This is a genomic window from Enterobacter cloacae complex sp. IR5403, assembly GCF_049238705.1.
In the GTDB taxonomy this organism is placed as follows: Bacteria; Pseudomonadota; Gammaproteobacteria; order Enterobacterales; family Enterobacteriaceae; genus Enterobacter; species Enterobacter hormaechei_C.
Map to the genome: position 1 here is coordinate 52,823 of NZ_JBMKHP010000016.1, position 25,864 is coordinate 78,686.

The window sequence follows — 25,864 nt, forward strand, 5'->3', positions numbered from 1 at the left end:
TTAAATCCCTTGTGAACATGATCGGGCGGCAGCAACCACCGCCTGCCCGAAGGAGATCGCTCCGTCGCCTGAGGGCAGGCGCGAAGGAAAAAGAAGCGTGAAATCAGAAAGGTAGTGACGAAGGCGCGCGCGCAGCAGGCGGTTGTGAAGGACGCCGCCGCTGAAGCACACCGTAGAGAGCGACCGTCGGCGGGCATGCGTTGCCGCCAGTTCGCTCAGCCCTTTTGCCAGCGCATCGTGAAAAGCCCAGGCACGCTCGCCGGGTTCCGCCCGCCAGGTAAGCCACTGTTGCCAGAACAGCGCAAGGCTATCCGTCTGGAGCGTCACCGGATGATCAACCCCTGCGCAGCGTTCGGCCAGCGCCTCCAGCCGGCACGCGGCTTCGCCCTCATAGCGTTGCGTTTCAATGCCCAGCGCACAGGCCACGGCGTCGAACAGACGACCACAGGAGGAGGCCCGCGGCGCATTGATACCGCGCGACACCGCCGTTGCCAGCAGCGGCCAGTTTTGACGCTGTACCGCCTCCGTTTCCGGGTACTGCTGCCAGTCAGGTACGAACGCCAGACAGTGGGCGAGCAAATTGCGCCACGGCTGTTTTGCCGCCAGATCGCCCCCCGGCAGCGCAACGGCTGGCAGACCGCCCAGCCGTTCACAGTCGCGATAGTTCACCCGCAGGCACTCGCCGCCCCACAGCGCGCCGTTCTCGCCCATGCCGATCCCGTCCAGCGTCAGGGCAATAACATCCCCGCCGTCGAGCGGCCAGCCATTCTCCGCCAGACACGCTGCCGCATGCGCATGATGATGCAGCACGGTCGCAACGGGCAGCGCCTGCGCCCGGGCCCACTGTCGGGCGTGATATCCCGGATGGGCATCGCACACCACGCGCTCAGGCTGAAAGGCGTAGATGTCCTGCATCGTCGAGAGCGCGCTGCGCCACTGCGCCTCTACCCCCTCGTCGCTCAGATCGCCAAAATGCTGGCTCAGTACCGCCTGGTTGCCACGCACCAGGCAGAAGGTGTTTTTCATCTCCGCGCCGGTGCATAACATGGGCGGGATGTCGCGGAATCCGGCGGGCAATGTGATGGCATCCGGTACAAAACCACGTGCGCGACGCAGCATCGTGCCCTCCAGGTCCATCACTGAATCATCCATCCGTTGCAGGATGTCGCGGTTGTGCAGCAGGAAGCCGTCAGCGATGTCACTGAGTTCTTCCAGCGCCTGCTGGTTACTTATGGCGGGTGGATGGCCGCTGAGGTTGCCGGAGGTCATCACCAGCGGACGCTGGCAGTCCAGCATCAGCAAATGCTGGAGCGGGTTCGCAGGCAGCATCACGCCGACCGTATCCAGCCCCGGCGTAATCTCCTCAGGAAACGCAGGAAGGCAGGCTTTTGGCGTCAGCACAATCGGCGCAGCGGGTGAACGTAACAGCGTCTGGATGGCCTCCGGCAGATCGTCCGCATGCGGGATCATCACCGCCAGCGGCCTGGTCGGGCGCTGCTTGCGTGCCCGTAATTTCCGAATCGCCTGCGGGTTAAGCGCGTCGCAGACCAGGTGAAAACCGCCCAGCCCTTTCACCGCCACAATCCCGCCGCCTTTCAGCATCGCCACCGCCGCGCTTAACGCCGATTCTCGGGTGGCAATAGTGTCTCCGGCTCGCCACTCCAGCTGCGGTCCACAGTCCGGGCAGGCCACCGGCTGGGCGTGAAAACGCCGGTCAGCCGGGTTGCGATACTCCGTTTCACAGGGCACACAGAGCGGGAATGGCGCCATTGACGTCGCCGGGCGGTCATAGGGCATGGCGCGGATAATGGTAAACCGCGGCCCACAGTGGGTGCAGTTGATAAACGGGTAGCGGTAGCGACGTTCGCGGGGATCGCGCATCTCCGCCAGGCATGCGGGACAGGTGGCGGCATCCGGGACGATTTGCGTGTCCATCGCCCCACTCTCGCTGTGGCGGATGACAAACTCGTCCGGCAGCGTCGTCCAGCTGAACGGCTGTGTTTCAATGCGATCGATACGCGCCAGCGGTGGGCAGTCCTGGCGCAGTCTCGCGGTAAAGTCACCCCCACTGCCCGCGAGACGCACCAGGACACCCTCTCCGTCGTTGCAGACGTCGCCTGCCAGCCCCAGCTGGTGCGCAAGCTGCCAGACGAAAGGACGAAATCCTACCCCCTGCACCTTGCCGCGCACCCGAAGCTGTACGCCGTTAACGCGCATTGCAGCTTAAAACAGCAGCGATGACGAGGTGTCGAACGCCGCGCGGCGGCGTTTTTCGGCGCTCATCTGTTCGAGCTTGTCGCGATCGACGCAGACCAGCGCATGTGTCGGACAGGCTTCCATACACGCCGGACCGGCGTCGCGGTGGTAGCAGAGGTCACATTTATTGGCTTCGGCTTTCTCCGCGCGTACGCTCAGCCCGATACCGCTGTTGCGCACCACCGGGCGAACCACCACCTCCATCGCGCCATACGGGCACGCCACCACACAGGTTTTGCACCCGATGCAGCGCTCCTGCATCACGTGCACGAAGCCTTTCTCGCGCTTAATCGCCCCGTTCGGACAGACGTTGGCGCACGGCGCGTCTTCGCACTGGCGACAGATAGCGGCGGTAGAAATATTCACGCCTTTAATGACGTGGATGCGCGGCAGGAAGATATCAGGGGTGAGAGAGGCGCAATCCTGCTCTGCCTGATGGGACACCACGCACGCCACTTCACAGGTACGGCAACCAATGCATTTGCTGGCATCGGCCATAATAAAACGGTTCATCTGCTTCTCCGGCATAACTGTTATGCGCGAAGCTATTCATAAACCGTGCCAATATTTAATGAATTGATTTTAAAGAGAAATAAAAAGAAGTGGATCTGTCATCGTCATTAGTGACGATGACAGATGTCGACGTCAGCGATGCGGGCCGTCAATGACGGAGTCGCGCAGGATAAGCTCGCCGGAGAAGGTTTGCTGAGGCTTAAACTCGCCGCCGTCGAGCATGAAAATCAGACGGCTGATGGTCTCCTGGATCATCTCCGTTACCGGAATACGCACGCTGGAGAGGGACGGCACGATATAGGGCGCGATTGCCACATCGTCAAAGCCGATGACGGACACCGCGCCCGGCGTGGCGACGCCGCTCTCGTGCAGCTGCCTGATGGCGCCAATCGCCATGTCGTCGTTACTCGCCACCAGCGTGGTAAACGTTTCGCCGCGGGTGAGCAACTGAGAGACCGCCGCCGCGCCGCTGGCCGGGTTCCACTTCCCTTCGGCGATCAGCGCGTCGCGAACTGCAATCCCGTGCTGCGCCAGCGCGTCCCTGTAACCGGAAAGACGCTCCACCCCGGTGGGGGAATCCAGCGAACCGGTGATAAACGCAATCTCCCGGTGGCCTTTTTCAATCAGCTGCGATACCGCGTCCTGACACGACGCTTTATGATCGGACCAGACGCTATGGCTGCTGTTTTTCCGCAAACGGCGGTTGAGCACCATGATCGGCTGCTCGCATTTCTCAATGATCTCGTCCAGCGCTTCCACGCTCAGAAAACGCGGGTAGATGATCACCGCGTCGCAGCGCATGTCGAGCAGGTACTGGATCGCCTCGCGCTCCTCTTCGGCACTGTGCTTGCCGTCCGCCAGGATCAGCTGGCGCCCCTTCTCTTCCGTCATCCGCGCGGCGTTAAACAGCAGCTCGCTAAAGTAGACCCCATGGTACAGAGTGTTCGTCACCACCAGCCCCAGGGTCTGGGTGCGTTTGGTCGCCAGGTTTCGCGCCAGCAAATTAGGGCGATACCCGCTCTCTTCGATGGCCTGAAACACGCGGTCTTTCGTCTCCTGGCTGACGTAACCGTTCCCCGACAGCACCCGGGAGACCGTCGCTTTAGACACGCCTGCCCGCTTCGCCACTTCCAGCATCGTGGTCATAGTGTTATTCCATTCAAAACTGATGAGCCGCAGTGTACTGCACCGCAGAAAAATTGTCGCAGCGGCGTTATCACGCTTTTTACGGCCACGAGTGATCGCCATCACGAAACGAAAAAATGCATAAAAAGTGGTCTTGTTTCATTAAAAGAAACTCATGATGATTATGTGAAACCGGTTTCCTACATTTCACACAACGATAACAGGATCACATCCGATGGCAAAAAATTACGCTGCGCTGGCAAACGACGTTGTCAGCGCGCTGGGCGGTAAAGAGAACATCGTCGCCGTCACCCACTGCATGACGCGCCTGCGCTTCGTTCTGAAAGACGAAAGCCTTACCGACGCCCCGCGCCTGAAAAGCATCAGCGGCGTGCTCGGCGTGGTGCGCAACGACAACCAGTGTCAGGTGATCATCGGCAACACCGTGTCCCAGGCATACCGTGAAGTGGTGAGCCTGCTGCCCGCTAACCTGCAACCTGCCGTAGCGGAAGGTCCACAGAAGCTCACGCTGCGCCGGATTGGCGCCGGGATCCTCGACGCGCTGATCGGCACCATGTCTCCGCTGATCCCGGCGATCATCGGCGGGTCGATGGTCAAGCTGCTGGCGATGATCCTTGAGATGACCGGCGTGCTGGGCAAAGGCGACCCGACGCTGACGATCCTGACCGTTATCGGCGATGGCGCGTTCTTCTTCCTGCCGCTGATGGTGGCGGCATCTGCGGCGGTGAAGTTCAAAACCAACATGTCGCTGGCGATTGCCATCGCGGGCGTACTGGTTCATCCGAGCTTTATCGAGCTGATGGCGAAAGCGGCGCAGGGCGAGCACGTTGAGTTCGCCTTCATTCCGGTGACGGCGGTGAAATACACCTACACCGTTATCCCGGCGCTGGTGATGACCTGGTGCCTGTCGTACATCGAACGCTGGGTGGATCGCATTACCCCGGCGGTGACCAAAAACTTCCTCAAGCCGATGCTGATCGTGCTGATTGCCGCCCCGCTCGCCATCGTACTGATTGGCCCGCTCGGGATCTGGATCGGCAGCGCCATCTCCGCGCTGGTCTACACCATTCACGGCTATCTGGGCTGGCTCTCCGTTGCCATTATGGGCGCGCTGTGGCCGCTGCTGGTGATGACAGGGATGCACCGCGTGTTTACGCCGACCATCATCCAGACCATTGCCGAAACGGGCAAAGAAGGGATGGTGATGCCGTCGGAAATCGGCGCCAACCTGTCGCTCGGCGGTTCGTCGCTGGCGGTGGCGTGGAAAACCAAAAACCCGGAGCTGCGCCAGACGGCGCTGGCCGCGGCGGCCTCCGCCATCATGGCGGGGATCTCTGAACCGGCCCTGTACGGCGTGGCGGTACGCCTGAAGCGTCCGCTGATTGCGAGCCTGATCAGCGGCTTTATCTGCGGCGCGGTGGCGGGCATGGCAGGCCTTGCCAGCCACTCGATGGCGGCGCCGGGACTGTTCACCAGCGTGCAGTTCTTCGACCCGGCCAACCCGATGACCATCGTCTGGGTGTTTGGCGTGATGGGTCTGGCGGTGGTGCTGTCGTTTGTGCTGACCCTGCTGTTAGGGTTTGAGGATATCCCGGTAGAAGACGAAGCCGAAAAAGCACGCGCCCTGCAAACCGCACCGGTACAGAACAAAGCAGCAGAAGCATAAACTGAAAGCGAGGTAAGAATGTCTGTTTTTCCACAAGGATTTTTATGGGGCGGCGCGCTTGCCGCCAACCAGAGTGAAGGGGCTTACCGTGAAGGCGGCAAAGGACTGACGACGGTCGACATGATCCCCCACGGCGCAAACCGTCTGGCGGTAAAAGTCGGCAAGGAAAAACGGTTTTCGTTGCGGGACGACGAATTCTACCCGAGCCACGAGGCGATTGATTTTTACCATCGCTACAAAGAAGACATCGCCCTGATGGCGGAGATGGGCTTTACGGTGTTCCGCACCTCGATTGCCTGGAGCCGCCTCTACCCGAACGGCGACGAACCGCTGCCGAATCAGGAAGGCATTGCCTTCTACCGCGCGGTGTTCGAGGAGTGCAAAAAGTACAACATCGAGCCGCTGGTCACGCTCTGCCACTTCGACGTGCCGATGCACCTGGTGACGGAGTACGGCTCCTGGCGCAACCGCAAAATGGTGGATTTCTTTGCCCGCTACGCCCGCACCTGCTTCGAGGCGTTTAACGGGCTGGTGAAATACTGGCTGACCTTCAACGAAATCAACATCATGCTGCACAGCCCGTTCTCCGGCGCGGGGCTGGTGTTTGAGGAAGGGGAAAACGAAGACCAGGTGAAATACCAGGCCGCGCACCACGAGCTGGTGGCGAGCGCGCTGGCGACCAAAATCGCCCACGAGGTGAACCCGGAAAACCAGGTTGGCTGCATGCTGGCGGGCGGCAATTTCTACCCGTACTCCTGCAAGCCGGAAGACGTGTGGATGGCGCTGGAGAAAGACCGCGAGAACCTGTTCTTTATCGACGTGCAGGCGCGCGGCAGCTATCCGGCCTACTCCGCCCGCGTGTTCCGCGAGAAAGGCGTGGTGATTGTCAAAGACCCCGGCGACGATGAACTGCTGAAAAACACCGTCGACTTTGTCTCGTTCAGCTATTACGCCTCGCGCTGCGCGTCGGCGGACATGAACGCGGGCAACACCAGCGCGGCGAACATCGTGAAGTCCCTGCGTAACCCACACATTCAGGTGAGCGAGTGGGGCTGGGGCATCGACCCGCTCGGCCTGCGCATCACCATGAACATGATGTACGACCGCTACCAGAAGCCGCTGTTCCTGGTGGAAAACGGCCTCGGGGCGAAGGACGCCATAGATGAAAACGGCGAGATCAACGACGACTACCGCATCAGCTACCTGCGCGAGCATATCCGCGCGATGGGCGACGCGATTGAGGACGGCGTACCGCTGCTGGGCTACACCACCTGGGGCTGCATTGACCTGGTATCGGCCTCAACGGGGGAAATGAGCAAGCGCTACGGGTTTGTGTACGTCGACCGGGACGACGCCGGAAACGGCACGCTGGACCGCAAGCGCAAGAAATCGTTCTGGTGGTATAAGAAGGTGATTGCGAGTAACGGGGGGGATCTGGAGTAGCCTGTTGCCCTCACCCCAGCCCTCTCCCACAGGGAGAGGGAGATGGGTTTGGTAGGCCGGGTAAGGCGAAGCCGCCACCCGGCACTGCTCAGAGCAGAGAAAAACCTCCATCCCCAACCCACTCCGCTAGCCGTGAATACACCACGTCCACCGCCTCTTTCACCGGCGGCGTCATCGGGTAATAGAACCCGACAATGTCCGGCTGAATCCCCAGAAACAGCACCTCTCCCACGTCGTCTTTAATCTGATCCACCAGATAGTTGAGCGGCATGTTGTGGGTGGTCATCATAAACATCTCGGCGATGTCGTCCGGGTCAATCAGGCGGATCTCGCCGGGGTTGAGCCCCATATCGGTGGCATCGACGATTAACAGCCTGTCCGGGCGCAGTTCACGAATGGCCACCACGTCGTTTTCCGGCGCGCTGCCGCCGTCAATCACCACCCAGCTGCCCGGCGGGTTCGCAGCGCACTTTTCCGCCAGCAGCGGGCCCGCGCCGTCGTCGCCCATCATGCTGTTGCCGACACACAGTAAAACGTCAGTCACGTAATCTCCTCACCATCAGGTAGATGGCGCTCTCCTGATGAATATCGTGCAGCATGCCGAGCAGCGTTTTGCTCCACGCCTGCTGCGCCGGGGTTTGTACGCTCAGCGCCACGTCAAAGGCGTTAGCGAGCATCTTGATGTGGTTGGCGTCGATCACGATCTCGCCGTACTTCGGCACGCCTTCCATTTTGCGCCGCGCCGCGCTGCCCTCTTCCAGCGTGGCGATCCACGCCAGGTACTCGGGCCACGGGCAGCTCAGCGCCGTTTCAAGGCAGTCGATCACCCCGAGGTGGTGCCCAATCGCCAGGCTGTAATAGACCACCTGCTGCGCCGCATCCGGCGTGGCGTCGTTCTCATCAATAAACTTACGGCTCAGCTGGCTGAACACCACCGTTTCACTCATCGGATACGCGCCTCATCCACAATGCTGTTCAGGTTCGCCACGATCTCATTGAGACGCGGATCGTTCTCGGCCTCCAGCCAGCGCGCTACCTGATGGTCGCCCTGGCCCAGCAGACGCAGGTAATCGTCGGCAATCTGGCGTCCGTAGCGGTAGCCCGCCAGCCTGCGCGCCGTGCGGTCGATCTTCACCCGCAGCGGCTGCACCATATCCGGGTGCAGGAGAGTGGCTGGCTGGTTGTCCAGCTCGCCCGGCTCGCGAGCGTGGATCTTCTGCTCCAGCAGGCCGAGCGCCATGGCAAAACCATACAGCGTGGCGGCGGGCGTCGGCGGGCAGCCCGGAATGTAGACGTCCACCGGCACGATTTTGTCGGTGCCGCCCCAGACGCAGTAAAGATCGTGGAAGATGCCGCCGCTGTTGCCGCAGGCGCCGTAGGAGATGCAGATTTTCGGATCCGGCGCAGACTGCCAGGCGCGCAGCGCAGGCGAGCGCATCGCGCGGGTGACCGCGCCGGTGAACAGCAGGATATCCGCGTGGCGCGGGGACGGCACCACTTTGATGCCGAAGCGTTCGGCGTCAAACAGCGGCGACAGCGTAGCGAAGATCTCAATCTCGCAGCCGTTGCAGCCGCCGCAGTCCACGCGATAGACGTAGGCCGAGCGTTTGATTTTTTTCAGCAGCGACGCCTTCATGCTGGCGATGGACTCCTCCACCGTCAGCGGTACCGGAATGCCGTTAGCGTCGCGCGGGCCGAGTAAGTTTTCCATCAGCTGGCCTCTCTCATATGGCGGGTTAAATCGATGCGATCAGACGGCAGCAGGCACTTCTGACGCTTGCACTCCGGGCAGGTTTCGAAGCTTTCACGGTGATGCTCCGCGCGGACGTCGCCGTTGTGCTTCAGCAGCGCGATGGCGTAGTCGATCTCTTTTTGCACGGCGAACGGACGCTTGCAGACGCGGCAGTTGCACAGCGCAAAGCGCGACTGCTGGAGGAAGTCCTCTTTTTTCCACACAGCCAGCTCGTACTCCTGAGACAGGCGAATGGCCACCGTCGGGCAGACCTCCTCGCAGCGGCCGCAGAAGATGCAGCGCCCGAGGTTAAACTGCCAGGCCAGCTCGCCGGTTTTCAGGTCCGTTTCCACCGTTAAGGCATTCGACGGGCAGGCGTTGACGCAGGCCGCGCAGCCGATGCACTGCTGCGGGTTGTGCTCCGGCTTGCCGCGAAAGTTTTTATCCACCGGGATCGGCTCCAGCGGATAACTGCTGGTCTGCGCGCCGGTTTTGATCACTTTTTTGATAAAGGTAAACATGGCGAATCCTTATTTCAGCGGCGAGTTCTTACGCTCGATGCTGTAGCGCTCAAGCTCTTTGTACGGCACCACCTGGCTTTTCTTCTTGCGCACGTCCACGACGGTCATGCGGTCGGTGCAGGAGTAGCACGGGTCGAGGCTGCCGATGATCAGCGGCGCGTCAGAGACCGTATTGCCGCGCAGCATGTAGCGCAGGGTTGGCCAGTTGGCGTAGGTCGCCGCGCGGCAGCGCCAGCGGTAGAGCTTCTGGTTGTCGCCGGTCATGCTCCAGTGGATGTCGTCCCCGCGCGGCGCTTCGGCAAAGCCGAGGGCAAAGCGGTTTGGAATGTAGGTGAAGCCTTCCACCATCAGCGGGCCGCCCGGCAGATTATCGAGGCCGTAGTCGATCATGTTCAGCGCGGTGAATACCTCGTTGATGCGCACCTTCAGGCGGGAGATAACGTCGCAGCCCTGCTCGCTGTGCACGGTCATCGGCAGCAGGCCGTAGCCGACGAACGGGTGATCGGCGCGGGTATCGCGGGCGTGGCCGCTGGCGCGCACCATCGGACCAACGTTACTGAAGTCGCGGGCGATTTCCGGATCAAGACGACCGATGCCGACGGTGCGCTGCTCGATGTTGGGCGTGCTGAGCAGCATATCCACCAGCTCCTGCACGTCCCGGCGCATCTGCTGCGCCAGCTGGCGGGTCTGGATCATGTCGTCTTTCAGCAGGTCGCGGCGGATCCCGCCGATCAGGTTCAGGCCGTAGGTTTTACGCGCCCCGGTAAGGATCTCCGCCATCTTCATCGACGCTTCGCGTACGCGGAAGAACTGCATAAACCCGGAGTCAAAGCCGACGAAGTGGCAGGCCAGGCCGAGGTTGAGCAGGTGCGAGTGCAGGCGCTCTACCTCCAGCAGAATGGCGCGGATCATCTGCGCGCGTTCCGGCACCACGATCCCCATGCCGTTTTCCACCGAGGTGGTGTAGGCGGTGCTGTGGGCAAAGCCGCAGATGCCGCACACGCGGTCAGAGAGGAACGTGACTTCGTTGTAGCCCATGCGGGTCTCCGCCAGCTTCTCCATGCCGCGGTGGACGTAGAACAGGCGGTAGTCGGCGTCGATAATGTTCTCGCCGTCGACGAACAGGCGGAAGTGGCCCGGTTCGTCGGAGGTAACGTGCAGCGGGCCAATCGGCACCACGTTATTCTTCTTGCTGCCCAGCTCGTTGATGAACTCGTAGGTTTCGCTGTCGGTGGTCGGGGCCGGACGCTGGCGGTAGTCCATGCTGTCCTTGCGCAGCGGATAGAGTTCGTCCGGCCAGTCGTCCGGCAGCACCAGGCGGCGCTCGTCCGGCAGGCCAACCGGCACCAGACCATACATATCGCGCACTTCGCGCTCGCCCCAGACCGCGGCAGGCACGCGCGGCGTGACGGAGGGGTATTCCGGTTTAGCCGGATCGACCTCTACGCGCACGGTGATCCAGCACTTCTCCCCCTGCTCCATCGACATCACGTAGTACACCGCATAGTTGCCACACAGCTGACGCTCGTCGTTGCCGAACAGCACCGACAGCCAGCCGCCCTGCTGGTAGTACAGAAACTCCACCACTTCCGGCAGATAGTTCACCTTAATGGTGACGGTGATCTGGTCTTTGGTTTGCCAGGACTCCTCAAGCACCACGCCCGGGAAAGCCTGATGCAATGCGGCGAGATACTGCTGACCTTTCTTTTCTTCAGACATAAACACTCTCTTTAATCACGCCACCAGCAAGGAGACGAACGCTAAAAATGCAAAACCAAAACCGGCCCAGGTGATGCGTGACGTTTCGACAAAACGCAGGCGCGCCATGCTGTTTTCAAACAGGGCAATCACCAGCACGCCGATAAGCAGCTTGAGCACAGCCACCACCACGGCCAGCAGCAGGCCGCCCGCAGAGAAGTGCGTCATCTGCCCCCACGGGAAGAAAACGCCGACGAACATCTGCAACACCACCAGCTGCTTGAGGCTGATGCCCCACTTCAGCACCGCAAAGCCGTAGCCGCTGTATTCGGTGAGCGGCCCCTCCTGTAATTCCTGCTCCGCTTCCGCGAGATCGAACGGCAGCTTGCCCATCTCGATAAAGGTGGCGAACGCGCAGGCGCAGAGCGCCAGCACCAGCGGGAGCGAACGTGAAACCGGCCAGTGGTAAACGGTGTCGGTGATGAAACTGATGTGGGTCGAGCCTGCAACCTGCGCGGCGACCCACAGCCCCAGCAGCAGAATTGGCTCAACCAGCACGCCGAGCATCGCCTCGCGGCTGGCGCCGATCCCCGTAAACGGGCTGCCGGTATCCAGACCCGCAATCGCAAAGAAGAAACGCGCGATGGCGAAGAGGTAGATCAGCGTTATCAGATCGCCCAGCACCGGCAGCGGCGAAGCCACCGTCACCACCGGCAGCGCGGTGGCGATGGTCAGCATCACGCCCACCATCACGAACGGCGTCAGGCGGAACACCCAGCCTGCGGCATCCGGGGCGACGCTCTGACGGGAGAGCAGTTTGAAAAGATCGCGGTACTCCTGGAGCACGCCAGGTCCGCGACGATTGTGCAGCCGGGCGCGCGCCACGCGCGTGATGCCCGACAGCAGCGGCGCGGCGGCGAACAGCACCAGCGCCTGAAGAATTGCCAGTAACAGACTCATGTCAGGCTCCTCGTGAAATGACAATCACCACCAGCACCGCCAGCTCGATCAGCGCCAGGCGGCGGAACAGTACGGGCACGGCGGCACCCTGCCAGCCCGGCACCCAGCCCACCGGGTTCAGCCAGTGGCGCAGCTTCAGCACGGCGGCAAAGTTCTCCTTCACCGGCATGGCGAAACCGTGGGCGGTGATGACCATCGACTGCTCGTGTTCGTAGCCGCAGGCCCACGCCGCGCCGCGCGAGCGGGAGGCGAGACGGTCGCGTCTGAAGAACAGCATCAGCACGAACGGCAGGAGCGGCGCGGCAATCAGCAGCAGCGCCATCATCGGCTGGGAAACGACGGTATGCGCCGTGACCAGCGGCAGCGGAATGGCGTGGCCCAGCAGCGGCAGCAGCCACGGCGCGGCGACGCCGCCCGCGATGCAGCACAGCGCCAGTGCGACCACGCTTACGCCCATCAGTAGCGGTGCGCAGCAGGCATTTTCCGCTTCGCGGGTGCGCGGCGCGCCCAGGAAGGTGACGCCGTAAACCTTCGCCATACACATCACCGCCAGCGCGCCGGTGATCGCCAGGCCCACCGCCAGCAGCGGGCCGAGTAAACGCCCGATAAACGCCTCGCTCTGGCCGAGGGCGAAGAAGGACTGATAGATAACCCACTCGCCGGCAAAGCCGTTCAGCGGCGGCAGCGCAGCCATCGCCATCAGCCCGACCAGCATCGCCAGCGAAATGACGGGCATTTTTTTGCCAATCCCGCCGAGCTTTTCAATATCGCGGTGCCCGGTGCGGAACCAGACGCTGCCCGCGCCGAGGAACAGGGTGCTTTTAAACAGGCTGTGGTTGATGAGGTGATACAGACCGCCAATAAACCCGGCGGCAATCAGCGTCGGCTGGTTGAGCGCCAGCCCGGTGACGCCCGCGCCCATGCCGAGCAGGATAATCCCGATGTTCTCCAGGGTGTGGTACGCCAGCAGACGCTGGATGTTGTGCTCCATCAGCGCATAGAGGCCACCGACGAACGCGGTGATCATCCCCGCAATCAGCAGCGCCACGCCCCACCACAGCGGCGGCTGACCGCCCGACAGGGTTATCATCAGGATGCCGAACAGACCGACCTTCATCACCACGGTGGAGAACAGCGCAGCGGCCGGGGCTGAGGCATTGGCATGCGCCTGCGGCACCCAGCCGTGCAGCGGGATAATCCCGGCCAGCAGGCCAAAACCGACTACGCCCAACAGCCAGACGTCGTTGCCCAGCGGCTGACCGTTAAGCGCGGCAAAATCCAGCGTGCCGAAACGCTGCCACACCAGCCAGCAGGCCAGCGCCAGCAGCAGCGTGCCGAGACGTCCCAGCGCAAACCACAGCTTGCCGGAGGCGCTGCATCCGGTCAGGAACACGCCGCACAGGGCCATGATTTCTGCCATCACCACCAGCGCGCCGAGGTTGCTGGCGATAACGGTACAGACCGCGGCGGCCATCAACAGGTTAACCAGCAGGCCGTTAGCTTTGGTGTGCTGATGTCGGTGCCAGTCGATATTAAACAGGCTGATAAACAGCCCGCACAGGCCAAAGGTTACCAGCCAGATGGCGTTCAGCGGCGTAAGCTCAACGGCGTGGTGAATCAGCGGGATGAGGGTGTCGACGGACTGGCCGTCGATCAGGACAACCCCGCCCGCCGCCAGCGTCATCAGGCTGCCGACCGCCCCGCCGATACCGGCGATCACCCCGCTCAGCCTTTTATGGAAGGAGAGGAGCAGCGCCAGGACAGCGGCGGCGGCAAACCAGGCCACGCCGCTGGTCATCATAACTATCGCGTTCATTTCGCCCCCTCGTTAAGCGCCCGCAGCAGAGAAAGATCGCCGACGTCGGTATTGATGGTCAGCTCGCGCTTGCGTTTGCTGGTGCGAGCGATATCGCGGATGTTGACCAGGACCAGCGCCCGGGTCGGGCAGGTCCGCACGCAGGCCGGACCCTGCTCATCGAAGCTGCACAGGTCGCACTTCACCGCAACGGCACGAATGCCCGGCACCCAGTCCAGCAGCGTGCTCACACGTGCCGGAGCCGGTGGAGCAGGCGGCGCTTTCGGGGTATTGGCATTCGCCGGAATATGCAGCGGACGGCTGCCGGAAAACTCAATGGCGCCGAACGGACAGGCGATGCCGCACAGCTTGCAGCTCACGCACAGGCTTTCGTTCAGCTGTACCGCGCCGTCAACGCGGGTGATGGCATTGACAGGACAGACGCCCGCGCATGGGGCGTCTTCACAGTGGTGACAGAGCTGCGGGGCAGACTCTTTCTCATTACGCATGACGCGCAGGCGCGGCATGGACTGTAGCCCGTGCAGGCGGTGCGTTTCCGAGCACGCCGCCTCACAGGTCCGACAGCCAATACAGACCGTCGAGTCAGCAATTACAAAACGGTTCACCGGGTCATCCTCTGGTGATGGTCATTTTTGACGAAAAAAACTGTCTTATCGACACTTCTCGACACTCGTTTTTCAGGCCACGTTCGCGGAGGATTTTCCGTCGATCAGCTGTTTCAGGTTGACTGGCCGATCGTGCTCAACGGCGGCGTAGAGGCCGTTATAAACCGGCGCGATTTTCTCCAGATAGTGCTCCAGCACCTGCTGGCGATCGCGGTTGCTGACGTGACCGTCCACCATGCCGTCCGCCATCAGCTGCGCCCGGGCGATGCAGTGTCTGTCGCCCTCTTTCGTCTCGACGTAGTACTCAATCGTGTGGCTGTTGAAGGTCTCCGCCAGGGTGACGTAAATCGTAAAGTGACCGAACAGAACAAAACGCATATCCCCCTGCGCCGCACAGCTCATGGCGTGATGCAGATGGGCCTTCGACAGCGTGATCCCCTGGATCAGTGAATTGCAGTACAGGTGCCATTGCTCCTGGAGCTGCTGATGACGTTGCGCGATGTAATCCGCTTTTTCGCTAATTTCCCAAATAGTCATAAAAGGTATCCGGTTAATGGAGTTAGCGGCTGTTAAGCAGATTTCGTGCCAGTTTTTAATTTATTGATTTAAATGGATTTTAAAGAGAAGCGCACTGTCATCGCCGCGGTGTCGACGTGTCATTTCGACAGCGTTGACATCGTCACGCCGTAACGCAAATCAAGCTGGCACCGTTATTGCATTGAAGGGGCAATTCATTAAGGAGGCGTCATGCACGAAATCACCCTCTGCCAGCGGGCACTGGAACTTATCGAACAGCAGGCAGTGCAAAACCACGCGAAACGCGTCACCGGCGTCTGGCTGAAGGTCGGGGCGTTTTCCTGCGTCGAGACCAGCGCCCTCACCTTCTGTTTTGAGCTGGTGTGCCGCGGCACGCTGGCGGAAGGCTGCGAGCTGCATATTGAAGAGCAGCAGGCAGAGTGCTGGTGCGAGCAGTGTCAGCAGTACGTCACGCTGCTGTCATCGAAGGTGCAGCGCTGTCCGCAGTGCCAGAGCAGCGGGCTGCGCATCGTGGCGGATGACGGTATGCAGATCCAACGCCTCGAAATCGAGAAGGAGTAATGTATGTGTAGTACCTGCGGTTGCGCTGAAGGCAACCTGTATATAGAAGGGGATGAACACCGTCCCCACTCCGCGTTTCGCTCCGCGCCCTTTTCCCCTGCCCCGCGTCCCGCGGCGGCACTGACCGGCATCACCTTTGCCCCGCAGCGTTCCGACGCGGGCGACCTCCATTACGGCCATGGCGAAGCGGGTACGCACGCGCCGGGCATCAGCCAGCGCCAGATGCTGGAGGTGGAGATCAACGTGCTGGACAAGAATAACCAGCTCGCCGCCCGCAATCGCGCCCGCTTTGCCGCGCGTGAACAGCTGGTGCTGAACCTGGTCTCCAGCCCCGGCTCCGGCAAAACCACGCTGCTGACCGAAACCCTCAAACGGCTGAATAAATGTGTCTCCTGCGCCGTGATCGAAGGCGACCAGCAAACGGTAAACGACGCGGCGCGCATCCGCGAAACCGGTACGCCTGCGATTCAGGTCAACACCGGGAAAGGGTGCCACCTGGACGCGCAGATGATTGCCGACGCCGCCCCGCGCCTGCCGCTGGCGGATAACGGCATCCTGTTTATTGAAAACGTCGGCAACCTGGTCTGCCCGGCAAGCTTCGACCTCGGCGAGCGGCATAAAGTGGCGGTGCTCTCCGTGACCGAAGGGGAAGACAAGCCGCTTAAATATCCGCATATGTTTGCCGCCGCCTCCCTCATGCTGCTGAACAAGGTCGACCTGCTGCCGTACCTGAATTTCGACGTGGATAATTGCCTGGCTTACGCCCGGGAAGTGAACCCGGACATTGAGATCCTGCTGGTTTCCGCCACGCGCGGCGACGGGATGGACGCCTGGCTGAACTGGCTGGAGAACGAACGATGTGCATAGGCGTCCCCGGACAAATTCATTCCATCGACGGCAATCAGGCCAAAGTGGAGGTCTGCGGCATCCTGCGCGATGTCGACCTGACGCTGGTAGGCAGCCACGATGAGACCGGCGCGTCGCGTCTCGGCCAGTGGGTGCTGGTCCACGTGGGTTTTGCTATGAGCGTGATTAATGAGGAAGAAGCCCGCGACACGCTGGACGCGCTACAGAATATGTTCGATGTCGAGCCGGACGTGGGCGCCCTGTTGTATGGGGAGGAACGTTAACACATGCGTTACGTTGATGAATATCGCGCGCCTGAGCAGGTGTTGCAGCTTATCGATCGCCTGAAAACCCGCGCGTCGCTGCTGGACTACACGAAAGAAAAACCGCTGCGGATCATGGAGGTGTGCGGCGGACACACCCACGCCATCTTTAAATTTGGCCTCGACCAGCTGCTGCCGGAGAACATCGAGTTTATCCACGGCCCCGGCTGCCCGGTGTGCGTGCTGCCGATGGGGCGCATCGACAGCTGTCTCGACATCGCCAGCCGCCCCGGTGTGATTTTTTGCACCTTTGGCGACGCCATGCGCGTACCGGGAAAAAATGGCTCGCTGCTCCAGGCGAAGGCGCGCGGCGCGGACGTGCGGATCGTCTATTCACCGATGGATGCCCTGACGCTGGCGATGGCTAATCCTGAGCGTAAGGTTGTCTTTTTCGGGCTGGGTTTTGAAACCACCATGCCCGCCACCGCCATTACCCTCCAGCAGGCGAAAGCCCGCAACGTCACTAACTTTTACTTTTTCTGCCAGCACATCACGCTTATTCCCACGCTGCGCAGCCTGCTTGAAGCGCCGGATAACGGTATCGACGCGTTTCTGGCGCCAGGCCACGTCAGCATGGTGATCGGCACAGAAGCCTACGGTTTTATCGCTGAACAGTACAATCGTCCGTTAGTGGTGGCTGGTTTCGAGCCACTTGATCTACTGCAAGGCGTGACCATGCTGGTTGAGCAGAAAATAGCGGCCCTGAGTGCGGTGGAAAATCAGTATCGCCGCGTGGTGCCCGATGCAGGTAACAGACGGGCACAGCAGGCCATAGCCGACGTGTTTAGCGTCGAAGGCGACAGCGAGTGGCGCGGACTGGGGCTGATTGCCGAATCCGGCGTGCACCTGACGCCCGCGTATCGCGCCTTCGACGCCGAAGCGCATTTCCGCCCGCAACCGCAGCAGGTGTGCGACGATCCCCGCGCCCGCTGTGGCGACGTACTCACCGGCAAATGCAAACCTCATCACTGCCCGTTATTTGGCAACGCCTGTAACCCGCAAACCGCGTTTGGCGCGCTGATGGTCTCTTCCGAAGGGGCATGCGCCGCGTGGTATCACTATCGCAACCAGGAGTGTGAAGCATGAACACGGTGGAAATGGCGCACGGAAGCGGTGGACAGGCGATGCAGCAGCTGATTAACCAGCTGTTCATGGAAGCCTTTAATAACTCCTGGCTCGCCGAGCAGGAAGATCAGGCGCGCATTGCGCTCTCAACCCTCACCGCACACGGCGACAGGCTGGCGTTCTCTACCGACAGCTACGTGATTGACCCGCTGTTCTTCCCCGGCGGCGATATCGGCAAGCTCGCCGTCTGCGGCACGGCAAACGACGTGGCCGTCAGCGGCGCGATCCCCCGTTACCTCTCCTGCGGGTTTATCCTCGAAGAAGGGTTACCGATGGAGACGCTCACGGCGGTGGTCAACAGCATGGCGCACACCGCCCGCGAGGCGGGGATCGCCATCGTCACCGGGGATACCAAGGTGGTGCAGCGCGGCGCGGCGGATGAGCTCTTCATCAACACCGCCGGGATGGGGGCGATCCCCGCCGACATTCACTGGGGCGCGCAGCAGCTTTGCGCAGGCGACGTGCTGATTGTCAGCGGCACGCTGGGCTGCCACGGGGCAACCATCCTGAACCTGCGCGAAGGCCTGGGGCTGGACGGGGAACTTCGCAGTGACTGTGCGGTACTCACGCCGCTGATCCAGACGCTGCGCGACATGCCGGGCGTAAAAGCCCTGCGCGACGCCACGCGGGGCGGCGTGAATGCCGTGGTACACGAATTTGCCGCAAGCAGCGGGTGCGGGATTGAGCTGACCGAGCGCGGCCTGCCTGTTAAGCCCGCCGTACGTGGGCTGTGCGAGTTATTAGGGCTAGACCCGCTTAACTTTGCCAACGAAGGCAAGCTGGTGATCGGCGTGGAACGCGCGGCGGCGGAAGCCGTACTTGCAGAGCTGCGCGCGCATCCATTAGGGAAAGACGCGGCCATCATCGGCGACGTGGTTGAGCGCAAAGGGGTGCGCCTGACCGGGCTTTACGGCGTGAAGCGCACGCTGGATCTGCCGCACGCTGAACCGTTACCCCGAATTTGCTAGACCGCGCCAAAAGCGGTCAGCGCTGAATTTCTCTTTTTGCCAGTTTCTATTGGAAAGCAACAATGCCGTATACACCGATGAGCGATCTTGGACAGCAGGGCCTGTTTGACATCACGCGCACACTTTTACAACAGCCCGATCTCGGCGCGCTGAGCGATGCCCTGACGCGGCTGGTCAGGCAATCAGCGCTGGCGGACAGCGCCGCCATTGTGCTCTGGCATAGCGCAACCCACCGCGCAAGCTATTTCTCAACACGTGATAACGGCAAAATCTTCGAATATGAAGATGAAACGTTTCTGGCCCACGGCCCGGTGCGGCGCATTCTCTCCCGCCCGGAAGCGCTGCACTGCAATTTTGACCAGTTTCGCCAGGCCTGGCCGAAGCTGGCAGAGAGCAATCTTTACCACCCGTTCGGCCACTACAGCATGCTGCCGCTGGCGGTGGAAGGGCAAATTTTTGGCGGCTGCGAGTTTATCCGCGATACCGACCAGCCCTGGAGCGAGGCGGAGTACGAACGCCTGCACACCTTTACCCAGATTGTGGCCGTTGTCGCGGAGCAGATCCAAAGCCGCGTCACCAATAACGTGGACTACGACCTGCTGAGCCGCGAGCGCGATAACTTCCGCATTCTGGTTGCCATCACCAACGCCGTGCTCTCCCGCCTGGACATGGATGAGCTGGTCAGCGAAGTGTCAAAAGAGATCCATCACTATTTTAAAATCGATGCCATCAGCATTGCGCTCCGCGGCAACCGGAAAGGCAAGCTCAACATCTATTCCACCCACTACCTTGATGAAGCTAACCCGGCGCACGAGCAGAGCGAAGTGGATGAAGCGGGAACGCTGTCTGAGCGGGTATTTAAAAGCAAAGAGATCCTGCTGCTCAATCTCAATGAACAGGATCCGGTAGCCCCCTACGAGCGGATGCTGTTCAACACCTGGGGCAACAAGATCCAGACCCTGTGTCTGCTGCCGCTGATGTCCGGCAACACCATGCTCGGCGTGCTTAAACTTGCGCAGTGTGATGAAGCCGTATTTACCACTGCCAACCTGAAGCTGCTGCGCCAGATCGCCGAGCGTATCTCCATTGCGCTGGATAACGCCCTCGCCTATCAGGAGATCCACCGCCTGAAGGAGCGGCTGGTGGACGAAAACCTCGCCCTGACCGAGCAGCTCAACAACGTGGACAGCGAGTTTGGCGAAATCATCGGGCGCAGCGATGCCATGTACAGCGTCCTCAAGCAGGTGGAAATGGTGGCGCAGAGCGACAGCACGGTGCTGATCCTCGGTGAAACCGGCACCGGGAAAGAGCTGATTGCCCGGGCGATCCATAACCTGAGCAACCGCAACAGCCGCCGGATGGTGAAGATGAACTGCGCGGCGATGCCTGCGGGCTTACTGGAAAGCGACCTGTTCGGCCACGAGCGCGGCGCCTTTACCGGCGCCAGCAGCCAGCGGCTGGGCCGTTTTGAACTGGCGGATAAAAGCTCGTTGTTCCTCGATGAAGTGGGCGATATGCCGCTGGAGCTTCAGCCCAAGCTGCTGCGCGTTTTGCAGGAGCAGGAGTTCGAGCGCCTCGGCAGCAACAAGCTGATCCAGACCGACGTGCGTCTGATTGCCGCCACCAACCGCGATCTGAAAAAAATGGTCGCCGACCGCGAGTTTCGCAGCGATCTTTACTATCGCCTGAACGTCTTCCCGATCTGCCTGCCGCCGCTGCGCGAGCGCCCGGAAGATATTCCGCTGCTGGTGAAAGCCTTTACCGCGAAGATTGCCCGCCGGATGGGGCGAAATATCGACAGTATTCCTGCCGAAACGCTACGCACCCTCTCGGCGATGGAGTGGCCAGGGAACGTGCGCGAGCTGGAAAACGTCATTGAGCGCGCGGTCCTGCTGACGCGCGGGAACGTGCTCCAGCTCTCTCTGCCAGAGGTTACTCTCTCTGAAACGACCGTGACCGCAACCGAGCCTGCGAAAGAGGGAGAAGATGAATATCAGCGCATTATGCGAGTGCTGAAGGAGACCAACGGCGTGGTAGCCGGACCGAAAGGTGCGGCGCAACGGCTGGGGCTGAAGCGTACCACCCTGCTCTCGCGCATGAAGCGTCTGGGAATCGATAAAGAGAGCCTGAATTAACCCGTCATTCCGGCGCCGTATATGGCGCCGCCTTTCATCACGCTGCGTAATTGTCCCACATTGACACAATATATTTTCCTCTGTATAAAATTCCGCCTTAATAATGCGTTTCATTTGCATCAAAATAATTTTAATGAAGGGTAGCGTTTAATGAAAAAGGTTCTCTGCGCGTTAGGCCTGGCGGTTGCATCAATGAGTACAGCTCTGGCTACCACGTACCCGCTGACGATAGAAAACTGCGGGTATAAAGAAACCTTCACCAAAGCGCCGGAACGCGTTGTGGCCCTGGGTCAGAATACCGTCGAGATCCTGCTTCTGTTGGGTCTGGAAGATAAGGTGAAAGCCAGCGCGTTCTGGCCGACCAAAGTATTGCCGCAGCTGGCTGAGCAAAACGCCAAAATCAAAACCCTGACCGTCGAAATTCCGACGCTTGAATCCATTCTTGCGCAAAACCCTGATTTTGTTCCTGCTCAGCTGCCGCTGCTGCTCGGGCCGGAAAGTAAGGTCGCGAAACGCGAAGACCTGGCCACCGTTGGGGTAAACAGCTATTTATCTCCGGGCATGTGCGCCACCAAAAAAGCCGCAGGGGACATGTACGGCAGCCGCCAGACGCTATGGGATATGACCTACCTTTATCAAGAGATTGAAGATTTCGCGAAGATTTTCAACGTGGAAGCGCGCGGTCAGGCCGTTATCGCCGACTTCAAAAAACGTGAAGCCGACCTGCGCCAGGAATTTGGCAAAAACAAGAAAGACCTCTCCTTTGTTTTCTGGTTCTCAAGCTCCTCACCTTCGGCTGATGCCTATGTCGGCGGCAAAAACAGCGCCTCTGGCTTTATTGCTAACGTGCTGGGCGGCCATAACGCCATTACCTCTGAGACCGAATGGCCGACCGTCGGCTGGGAAAGCATTATTGCCGCTAATCCGGACGTGATTGTGGTCTCCAGCCTGGATCGTAACCGCTGGGCGCTGGACAACGCCGAAGAAAAAATCAAATTCCTGAAAAGCGATCCAGCCGTCAGCCAGATGGAGGCGGTGAAGAAGGGTCATATTGTGGTGATGGACGGCCAGGCCATGAACCCGACGATTCGCACGCTTTACGGTGCTGAGCAGGTCGGCGAACAGCTCAGAAAACTGGGACTGAACTGATGACCACCGCCGTGCTTCAGATGCGGCAGGGGGTGCTCCTGACCACATCATGCCTGCTCGCCTTCGTGCTGTTGTTTCTGGTGATCGCCCTTGGCGTCAGCATCGGTGAGTTGTCTATCCCGCTTAATAACGTGTTCTACGCCATCAGCAATAAGCTGGGGCTAACCAATGTTCCGCTTAACCGCATCTATGAGAGCGTCATCTGGGACTTTCGCCTCAGCCGCGCGCTGGTGGCGGCCTGCTGCGGAGCCGGGTTGGCCATCTGCGGGGCCGTGCTGCAAAGCCTTTTGAAGAATGCGCTGGCGGAACCTTACGTGCTCGGCGTGTCGGCGGGAGCGTCAACCGGGGCGGTGTCGGTCGTCGTATTGGGGATTGGCACCGGCGCGGTGTCGCTTTCTGCGGGCGCGTTTGCCGGGGCGTTTGCCGCCTTTGCGTTTGTCGCCTTCCTGACCAACGGCGCGCGCGGCGGCAATGAACGTACGATCCTGGCGGGCGTAGCGGCCTCTCAGCTGTTTAACGCCATTACCGCCTATACCATCAGCACCTCTGCCAGCGCGCAACAGGCGCGCGACGTGATGTTCTGGCTGCTGGGCAGCTTTAGCGGCGTACGCTGGCCGGAATTCCAGCTGGCGCTGGTGGTGGTGCTGGCGGGGCTGGCCGTCTGTCTTTATTATTCCCGCGCGCTGGACGCCTTTACGTTCGGTGATGATGCCGCCGCCTCGTTGGGCATTGCCGTGCCCTGGGTGCGCCTGGCCTTGTTCACCACCACCGCCCTGATCACCGCGACCATTGTCAGCATGGCGGGCTCTATTGGTTTTGTCGGGCTGGTCGTGCCGCACGTTATGCGTTTCCTGTTCGGGCCGCTGCACCGCACGCTGCTGATAGCCAGCGCGCTGGCGGGGGCGATCCTGATGGTGCTGGCCGACATCGCCTCGCGGATGCTGATTGCCCCGCAAAGCCTGCCGGTTGGCGTCGTTACCGCACTGGTGGGCGTACCGTTCTTCGCCGTGATTATCTACCGCTCAAGGAACAAATGATGAGCATCTGCGCCGACAATATCACCTGGAAGGTAGGTAAAAAGGTTATCGTGAATCATGTTTCGCTGAAGGTTTCCCGGGGCGAAACGGTGGGCCTGCTTGGCCCTAACGGCTGCGGTAAATCCTCGCTGTTGCGCATACTGGCGGGTCTGCGCCGCCCGGATGCCGGGTGCGTGACGCTGGACGGACAGGACATTGCCCGCATTGCCAAAAAGCAGCTGGCGCGGCGCGTGGCGTTTGTTGAACAGCACGGAATGACCGACGCCAATATGCGCGTGCGCGACGTCGTCAAACTGGGGCGTATTCCGCACCATTCTCCCTTCTCGAACTGGAGTGCGCAGGATGACGAAACCGTCACCGCCGCCCTGCAACGCGTGGATATGCTGGATCGCAGCGAACAGGGCTGGCTGAGCTTATCCGGCGGCGAGCGTCAGCGGGTACATATCGCCCGCGCCCTGGCGCAAACGCCCACCGAGATCCTGCTGGATGAACCGACCAACCACCTGGACATTCATCACCAGATGCAGCTCATGCAGCTTATCAGTGAGCTGCCGGTAACCAGCATCGTCGCCATTCACGATCTTAACCACGCGTCCATGTTCTGCGATTCGCTGATTGTGATGCAGCAAGGGCAGATTGTGGCAACCGGAACGCCGCAGGAAATCTTATCCGAGGAATTACTCTGGGACGTCTTCAGAGTGAAAACCAGAATCGAGATCTCGCCGTACCACGGCAAAAAGCACATCCATTTTATCGTGTAGGGGTGAGCTAAAACGATGCCTCTTCGCACTGCCAATACCCTCTGGCCGCCCGTTCTGCTGGGCAGCCAGTTTGTGTTTAATATCGGCTTTTACGCGGTCGTCCCCTTCCTGGCGATCTTCTTACGTGACGATATGCTGCTCTCCGGCGGGTTGATTGGGCTGGTGCTGGGGCTGCGCACCTTTTCCCAGCAGGGGATGTTTATTGTCGGCGGCGCGCTTTCAGACCGGTTTGGCGCGAAGATCGTGATCCTCAGCGGCTGCATAGTTCGTGTGGCGGGTTATCTGCTGCTGGCCTTTGGGCAATCCCTGTGGCCCGTCATTCTGGGGGCCTGTCTGACGGGCGTCGGCGGCGCGCTGTTCTCACCGTCGATAGAAGCCCTGCTGGCCAAAGCGGGAACGCAAAGCGAGGCGAAGGGTAAACGCAGCCGCGCGGAGTGGTTTGCGCTGTTTACGGTGTGCGGTGAACTTGGCGCCGTTCTTGGCCCGGTGATGGGCGCCCTGCTGACGGGGCTGGGTTTTCGCCAGGTTGCGCTCGCTGGCGCAGGGATATTTATCGTTGCGCTGGTGGTGCTCTTTTTCTGCCTGCCCGCGGCGCATCACAGCACGAAGCCGCTGAAAATTCTGCCCTGGTGGACGACATTTCGTCAGCCGCGTTTCGTCGCTTTTATCATTGCCTACAGTTCATGGCTGTTAAGCTATAACCAGCTCTATCTGGCGCTGCCAGTGGAGATCCAGCGCGCCGGGGGTAACGAAAAAGACCTGGGTCCGCTGTTTATGCTCGCCTCGGTGCTGATCATTGTTCTGCAATTGCCCCTCGCCCGCTTCGCCCGAAAGGTTGGCGCGGTGAGGATTTTACCGGTGGGCTTTTTGCTGCTCTCCGCAGCGTTTGCCAGCGTGGCGCTTTTTGCCGCGACAGAGCCGCCGGAAGGCTGGCTGCGCCTGCTGCCCTCTGCAAGCTTTGTCACCCTTTTAACGCTTGGGCAGATGCTGCTGGTGCCGTCGGCAAAAGATTTGATCCCACATTTTGCCGAGGAGTCGACGCTTGGGGCGCACTATGGCGCGCTCTCAACCGCTGGCGGCGTCGCGGTGCTGGCGGGGAATTTAGCGTCAGGCGGCCTGCTGGACAAGGCGCTGGTGCCCTCAACGCAGGCCATTTACCCCTGGCTGCTGCTGGCGGTATTTCCGCTGTGCAGCGCCGTTGCCCTGAGCGTAATTTGTCGCCCACTGCGGCGCTGAGCCGGTTATTTTTTGGGCCGATACTTTTCAGGTAATTCCGGAACCGGACGGCGATCGTCGATCAGATGACGGATGGTCAGAATTGGATGACGCCATAACATACGTGGCCCTGCCCAGCGCATCACCTGCTTCATCTCTTCCCGTCGGGCGGGCTGATAACAGTGCACCGGGCACTGTTTGCAGGCAGGTTTTTCCTCACCAAACACGCATTTATCCAGCCGCTTATCGGCATAAGCCTTGAGCGCCGAATAGTGTCCCTCTTCTTTTATGGCGTGCGGACAGCTGTTTTCATACAGGCCGATCATTCTGGCGATCGTCTTTTTTTCTCGTGAAATACGTTTACCGGACATAACGTCGTCCTCAACAATAAAGTGCATTTATAATACCCTTTTATCTGCACATTTTCAGTCATTGCATTCCGTTTTCTGAAGCGTCCTTCCAGAATTACCCCGCCCCCCGCCGCGTTTTACTGGTATTTTATACAGGCATAAATAACCACCTTTGACCGCATTCACCGGAGCGCTTATGCAAGAGATCGCGATCGCCAAACCCTATCGTCACTTGAAAGTGGGTTACTTCAGAAAACGTCATGAAGACCGTAAAACGAAAATTCCAAAACGCTACAGCGTACACGCAGCGCTGAGCCTGAAAGGCGACTGGCTTGAGCAAGCGGGATTTACCACCAACTCGCAGGTTCGGGTGGGCGTCGAGCATGGAAAAATCATCATTGAATTAATGGCGGAAGATGCCTCGTAAAGTCGTGACTTTTTTCTGCGCCGCACCTTTTTTTCATGCGACAATAGAAGGAACAATCGGCCATTGAGCCGCTC

The 25,864-nt window shown here is 60.5% G+C and carries 26 protein-coding genes; 13 read left to right on the forward strand and 13 right to left on the reverse strand.

Annotated elements, in window-relative coordinates; translation table 11 throughout:
- From hypF to ACOTW6_RS18380, 3 genes are all read right to left on the reverse strand, one after another.
- Complete coding sequence (gene hypF / locus ACOTW6_RS18370; protein ID WP_213789214.1) at nucleotides 1-2,217, reverse strand: carbamoyltransferase HypF; 2,217 nt, start codon at nucleotides 2,215-2,217, stop codon at nucleotides 1-3.
- A gap of 6 nt (nucleotides 2,218-2,223) precedes the next feature.
- The gene (hydN, locus tag ACOTW6_RS18375) at nucleotides 2,224-2,769 is read right to left on the reverse strand and encodes an electron transport protein HydN (protein ID WP_213789215.1); all 546 of its coding nucleotides are present in this window, start codon (nucleotides 2,767-2,769) and stop codon (nucleotides 2,224-2,226) included.
- Nucleotides 2,770-2,901: 132 nt separating this feature from the next.
- Nucleotides 2,902-3,915, reverse strand: a complete 1,014-nt coding sequence (locus ACOTW6_RS18380; protein ID WP_213789216.1) for a LacI family DNA-binding transcriptional regulator — start codon at nucleotides 3,913-3,915, stop codon at nucleotides 2,902-2,904.
- Nucleotides 3,916-4,129: 214 nt separating this feature from the next.
- Here ACOTW6_RS18380 and ascF point away from each other — a divergent pair, with 214 nt between their 5' ends.
- Complete coding sequence (gene ascF, locus ACOTW6_RS18385) at nucleotides 4,130-5,581, forward strand: PTS cellobiose/arbutin/salicin transporter subunit IIBC (protein ID WP_213789217.1); 1,452 nt, start codon at nucleotides 4,130-4,132, stop codon at nucleotides 5,579-5,581.
- Between the two features lie 18 nt (nucleotides 5,582-5,599).
- On the forward strand, nucleotides 5,600-7,024 hold the full coding sequence (locus ACOTW6_RS18390) for a 6-phospho-beta-glucosidase (protein WP_213789218.1): 1,425 nt from the start codon (nucleotides 5,600-5,602) through the stop codon (nucleotides 7,022-7,024).
- Nucleotides 7,025-7,112: 88 nt separating this feature from the next.
- Here ACOTW6_RS18390 and hycI read toward each other — a convergent pair whose 3' ends face one another.
- From hycI to hycA, 9 genes are all read right to left on the reverse strand, one after another.
- Nucleotides 7,113-7,568: a hydrogenase maturation peptidase HycI gene (gene hycI, locus ACOTW6_RS18395; RefSeq protein ID WP_213789219.1), complete on the reverse strand. Its 456-nt coding sequence runs from the start codon at nucleotides 7,566-7,568 to the stop codon at nucleotides 7,113-7,115.
- The gene (locus ACOTW6_RS18400) at nucleotides 7,561-7,971 is read right to left on the reverse strand and encodes a formate hydrogenlyase maturation HycH family protein (protein WP_090280138.1); all 411 of its coding nucleotides are present in this window, start codon (nucleotides 7,969-7,971) and stop codon (nucleotides 7,561-7,563) included. The genes hycI and ACOTW6_RS18400 overlap by 8 nt, the downstream gene beginning before the upstream one ends.
- On the reverse strand, nucleotides 7,968-8,735 hold the full coding sequence (locus ACOTW6_RS18405; RefSeq protein WP_045338383.1) for an NADH-quinone oxidoreductase subunit B family protein: 768 nt from the start codon (nucleotides 8,733-8,735) through the stop codon (nucleotides 7,968-7,970). Before ACOTW6_RS18405 ends, ACOTW6_RS18400 begins: the two co-directional genes overlap by 4 nt.
- The gene (locus ACOTW6_RS18410) at nucleotides 8,735-9,277 is read right to left on the reverse strand and encodes a formate hydrogenlyase complex iron-sulfur subunit (RefSeq protein WP_003862138.1); all 543 of its coding nucleotides are present in this window, start codon (nucleotides 9,275-9,277) and stop codon (nucleotides 8,735-8,737) included. The genes ACOTW6_RS18405 and ACOTW6_RS18410 overlap by 1 nt, the downstream gene beginning before the upstream one ends.
- A gap of 9 nt (nucleotides 9,278-9,286) precedes the next feature.
- On the reverse strand, nucleotides 9,287-10,996 hold the full coding sequence (gene hycE / locus ACOTW6_RS18415; RefSeq protein WP_063158000.1) for a formate hydrogenlyase subunit HycE: 1,710 nt from the start codon (nucleotides 10,994-10,996) through the stop codon (nucleotides 9,287-9,289).
- Between the two features lie 15 nt (nucleotides 10,997-11,011).
- Complete coding sequence (locus ACOTW6_RS18420; protein WP_022651742.1) at nucleotides 11,012-11,935, reverse strand: respiratory chain complex I subunit 1 family protein; 924 nt, start codon at nucleotides 11,933-11,935, stop codon at nucleotides 11,012-11,014.
- 1 nt (nucleotide 11,936) lies between these two features.
- Nucleotides 11,937-13,751, reverse strand: a complete 1,815-nt coding sequence (gene hycC / locus ACOTW6_RS18425) for a formate hydrogenlyase subunit 3 (protein WP_213789220.1) — start codon at nucleotides 13,749-13,751, stop codon at nucleotides 11,937-11,939.
- Nucleotides 13,748-14,356: a 4Fe-4S dicluster domain-containing protein gene (locus tag ACOTW6_RS18430; RefSeq protein WP_017692772.1), complete on the reverse strand. Its 609-nt coding sequence runs from the start codon at nucleotides 14,354-14,356 to the stop codon at nucleotides 13,748-13,750. The genes hycC and ACOTW6_RS18430 overlap by 4 nt, the downstream gene beginning before the upstream one ends.
- A gap of 72 nt (nucleotides 14,357-14,428) precedes the next feature.
- On the reverse strand, nucleotides 14,429-14,893 hold the full coding sequence (hycA, locus tag ACOTW6_RS18435) for a formate hydrogenlyase regulator HycA (RefSeq protein ID WP_017382804.1): 465 nt from the start codon (nucleotides 14,891-14,893) through the stop codon (nucleotides 14,429-14,431).
- Nucleotides 14,894-15,103: 210 nt separating this feature from the next.
- Between hycA and hypA the strand changes: the two genes are divergently transcribed.
- The 10 genes from hypA (at nucleotide 15,104) to ACOTW6_RS18485 (ending at nucleotide 25,034) form a co-directional block, all read left to right on the forward strand.
- On the forward strand, nucleotides 15,104-15,454 hold the full coding sequence (gene hypA / locus ACOTW6_RS18440) for a hydrogenase maturation nickel metallochaperone HypA (protein ID WP_023294429.1): 351 nt from the start codon (nucleotides 15,104-15,106) through the stop codon (nucleotides 15,452-15,454).
- Nucleotides 15,455-15,457: 3 nt separating this feature from the next.
- Entirely contained in the window at nucleotides 15,458-16,321 is an 864-nt protein-coding gene (gene hypB / locus ACOTW6_RS18445; protein WP_213789221.1) for a hydrogenase nickel incorporation protein HypB, read from the forward strand.
- A complete protein-coding gene (locus ACOTW6_RS18450; RefSeq protein WP_003862132.1) occupies nucleotides 16,312-16,584 on the forward strand; it encodes a HypC/HybG/HupF family hydrogenase formation chaperone in 273 nt (90 codons plus the stop codon). The genes hypB and ACOTW6_RS18450 overlap by 10 nt, the downstream gene beginning before the upstream one ends.
- A 3-nt stretch (nucleotides 16,585-16,587) precedes the next feature.
- On the forward strand, nucleotides 16,588-17,709 hold the full coding sequence (gene hypD / locus ACOTW6_RS18455; protein ID WP_047050127.1) for a hydrogenase formation protein HypD: 1,122 nt from the start codon (nucleotides 16,588-16,590) through the stop codon (nucleotides 17,707-17,709).
- Nucleotides 17,706-18,716, forward strand: a complete 1,011-nt coding sequence (hypE, locus tag ACOTW6_RS18460; protein WP_121478639.1) for a hydrogenase expression/formation protein HypE — start codon at nucleotides 17,706-17,708, stop codon at nucleotides 18,714-18,716. The genes hypD and hypE overlap by 4 nt, the downstream gene beginning before the upstream one ends.
- A gap of 62 nt (nucleotides 18,717-18,778) precedes the next feature.
- On the forward strand, nucleotides 18,779-20,851 hold the full coding sequence (flhA, locus tag ACOTW6_RS18465) for a formate hydrogenlyase transcriptional activator FlhA (RefSeq protein WP_062939375.1): 2,073 nt from the start codon (nucleotides 18,779-18,781) through the stop codon (nucleotides 20,849-20,851).
- Nucleotides 20,852-21,001: 150 nt separating this feature from the next.
- Complete coding sequence (locus tag ACOTW6_RS18470; protein ID WP_062933531.1) at nucleotides 21,002-22,000, forward strand: ABC transporter substrate-binding protein; 999 nt, start codon at nucleotides 21,002-21,004, stop codon at nucleotides 21,998-22,000.
- The gene (locus tag ACOTW6_RS18475; protein WP_090280130.1) at nucleotides 22,000-23,037 is read left to right on the forward strand and encodes a FecCD family ABC transporter permease; all 1,038 of its coding nucleotides are present in this window, start codon (nucleotides 22,000-22,002) and stop codon (nucleotides 23,035-23,037) included. Before ACOTW6_RS18470 ends, ACOTW6_RS18475 begins: the two co-directional genes overlap by 1 nt.
- Entirely contained in the window at nucleotides 23,037-23,798 is a 762-nt protein-coding gene (locus ACOTW6_RS18480; RefSeq protein WP_062933529.1) for an ABC transporter ATP-binding protein, read from the forward strand. Before ACOTW6_RS18475 ends, ACOTW6_RS18480 begins: the two co-directional genes overlap by 1 nt.
- A gap of 15 nt (nucleotides 23,799-23,813) precedes the next feature.
- Nucleotides 23,814-25,034, forward strand: a complete 1,221-nt coding sequence (locus tag ACOTW6_RS18485) for an MDR family MFS transporter (RefSeq protein ID WP_121478638.1) — start codon at nucleotides 23,814-23,816, stop codon at nucleotides 25,032-25,034.
- A gap of 5 nt (nucleotides 25,035-25,039) precedes the next feature.
- Here the strand turns inward: ACOTW6_RS18485 and ACOTW6_RS18490 are convergent, their stop codons facing one another.
- A complete protein-coding gene (locus ACOTW6_RS18490; RefSeq protein ID WP_090280269.1) occupies nucleotides 25,040-25,384 on the reverse strand; it encodes a nitrous oxide-stimulated promoter family protein in 345 nt (114 codons plus the stop codon).
- Nucleotides 25,385-25,559: 175 nt separating this feature from the next.
- Here ACOTW6_RS18490 and ACOTW6_RS18495 point away from each other — a divergent pair, with 175 nt between their 5' ends.
- Nucleotides 25,560-25,790, forward strand: a complete 231-nt coding sequence (locus ACOTW6_RS18495) for a SymE family type I addiction module toxin (RefSeq protein ID WP_003862120.1) — start codon at nucleotides 25,560-25,562, stop codon at nucleotides 25,788-25,790.
- Nucleotides 25,791-25,864 lie beyond the last annotated feature (74 nt).

Excerpts from the sequence above, each read along its gene's own strand:
- hypF (WP_213789214.1), bottom strand. The coding sequence starts at position 2,217 with ATGCGCGTTAACGGCGTACAGCTTCGGGTGCGCGGCAAGGTGCAGGGG.
- hydN (WP_213789215.1), bottom strand. The coding sequence starts at position 2,769 with ATGAACCGTTTTATTATGGCCGATGCCAGCAAATGCATTGGTTGCCGT.
- ACOTW6_RS18380 (WP_213789216.1), bottom strand. The coding sequence starts at position 3,915 with ATGACCACGATGCTGGAAGTGGCGAAGCGGGCAGGCGTGTCTAAAGCG.
- ascF (WP_213789217.1), top strand. The coding sequence starts at position 4,130 with ATGGCAAAAAATTACGCTGCGCTGGCAAACGACGTTGTCAGCGCGCTG.
- ACOTW6_RS18390 (WP_213789218.1), top strand. The coding sequence starts at position 5,600 with ATGTCTGTTTTTCCACAAGGATTTTTATGGGGCGGCGCGCTTGCCGCC.
- ACOTW6_RS18400 (WP_090280138.1), bottom strand. The coding sequence starts at position 7,971 with ATGAGTGAAACGGTGGTGTTCAGCCAGCTGAGCCGTAAGTTTATTGAT.
- ACOTW6_RS18405 (WP_045338383.1), bottom strand. The coding sequence starts at position 8,735 with ATGGAAAACTTACTCGGCCCGCGCGACGCTAACGGCATTCCGGTACCG.
- ACOTW6_RS18410 (WP_003862138.1), bottom strand. The coding sequence starts at position 9,277 with ATGTTTACCTTTATCAAAAAAGTGATCAAAACCGGCGCGCAGACCAGC.
- hycE (WP_063158000.1), bottom strand. The coding sequence starts at position 10,996 with ATGTCTGAAGAAAAGAAAGGTCAGCAGTATCTCGCCGCATTGCATCAG.
- ACOTW6_RS18420 (WP_022651742.1), bottom strand. The coding sequence starts at position 11,935 with ATGAGTCTGTTACTGGCAATTCTTCAGGCGCTGGTGCTGTTCGCCGCC.
- hycC (WP_213789220.1), bottom strand. The coding sequence starts at position 13,751 with ATGAACGCGATAGTTATGATGACCAGCGGCGTGGCCTGGTTTGCCGCC.
- hycA (WP_017382804.1), bottom strand. The coding sequence starts at position 14,893 with ATGACTATTTGGGAAATTAGCGAAAAAGCGGATTACATCGCGCAACGT.
- hypA (WP_023294429.1), top strand. The coding sequence starts at position 15,104 with ATGCACGAAATCACCCTCTGCCAGCGGGCACTGGAACTTATCGAACAG.
- hypB (WP_213789221.1), top strand. The coding sequence starts at position 15,458 with ATGTGTAGTACCTGCGGTTGCGCTGAAGGCAACCTGTATATAGAAGGG.
- ACOTW6_RS18450 (WP_003862132.1), top strand. The coding sequence starts at position 16,312 with ATGTGCATAGGCGTCCCCGGACAAATTCATTCCATCGACGGCAATCAG.
- hypD (WP_047050127.1), top strand. The coding sequence starts at position 16,588 with ATGCGTTACGTTGATGAATATCGCGCGCCTGAGCAGGTGTTGCAGCTT.
- hypE (WP_121478639.1), top strand. The coding sequence starts at position 17,706 with ATGAACACGGTGGAAATGGCGCACGGAAGCGGTGGACAGGCGATGCAG.
- flhA (WP_062939375.1), top strand. The coding sequence starts at position 18,779 with ATGCCGTATACACCGATGAGCGATCTTGGACAGCAGGGCCTGTTTGAC.
- ACOTW6_RS18470 (WP_062933531.1), top strand. The coding sequence starts at position 21,002 with ATGAAAAAGGTTCTCTGCGCGTTAGGCCTGGCGGTTGCATCAATGAGT.
- ACOTW6_RS18475 (WP_090280130.1), top strand. The coding sequence starts at position 22,000 with ATGACCACCGCCGTGCTTCAGATGCGGCAGGGGGTGCTCCTGACCACA.
- ACOTW6_RS18480 (WP_062933529.1), top strand. The coding sequence starts at position 23,037 with ATGAGCATCTGCGCCGACAATATCACCTGGAAGGTAGGTAAAAAGGTT.
- ACOTW6_RS18485 (WP_121478638.1), top strand. The coding sequence starts at position 23,814 with ATGCCTCTTCGCACTGCCAATACCCTCTGGCCGCCCGTTCTGCTGGGC.
- ACOTW6_RS18490 (WP_090280269.1), bottom strand. The coding sequence starts at position 25,384 with ATGTCCGGTAAACGTATTTCACGAGAAAAAAAGACGATCGCCAGAATG.
- ACOTW6_RS18495 (WP_003862120.1), top strand. The coding sequence starts at position 25,560 with ATGCAAGAGATCGCGATCGCCAAACCCTATCGTCACTTGAAAGTGGGT.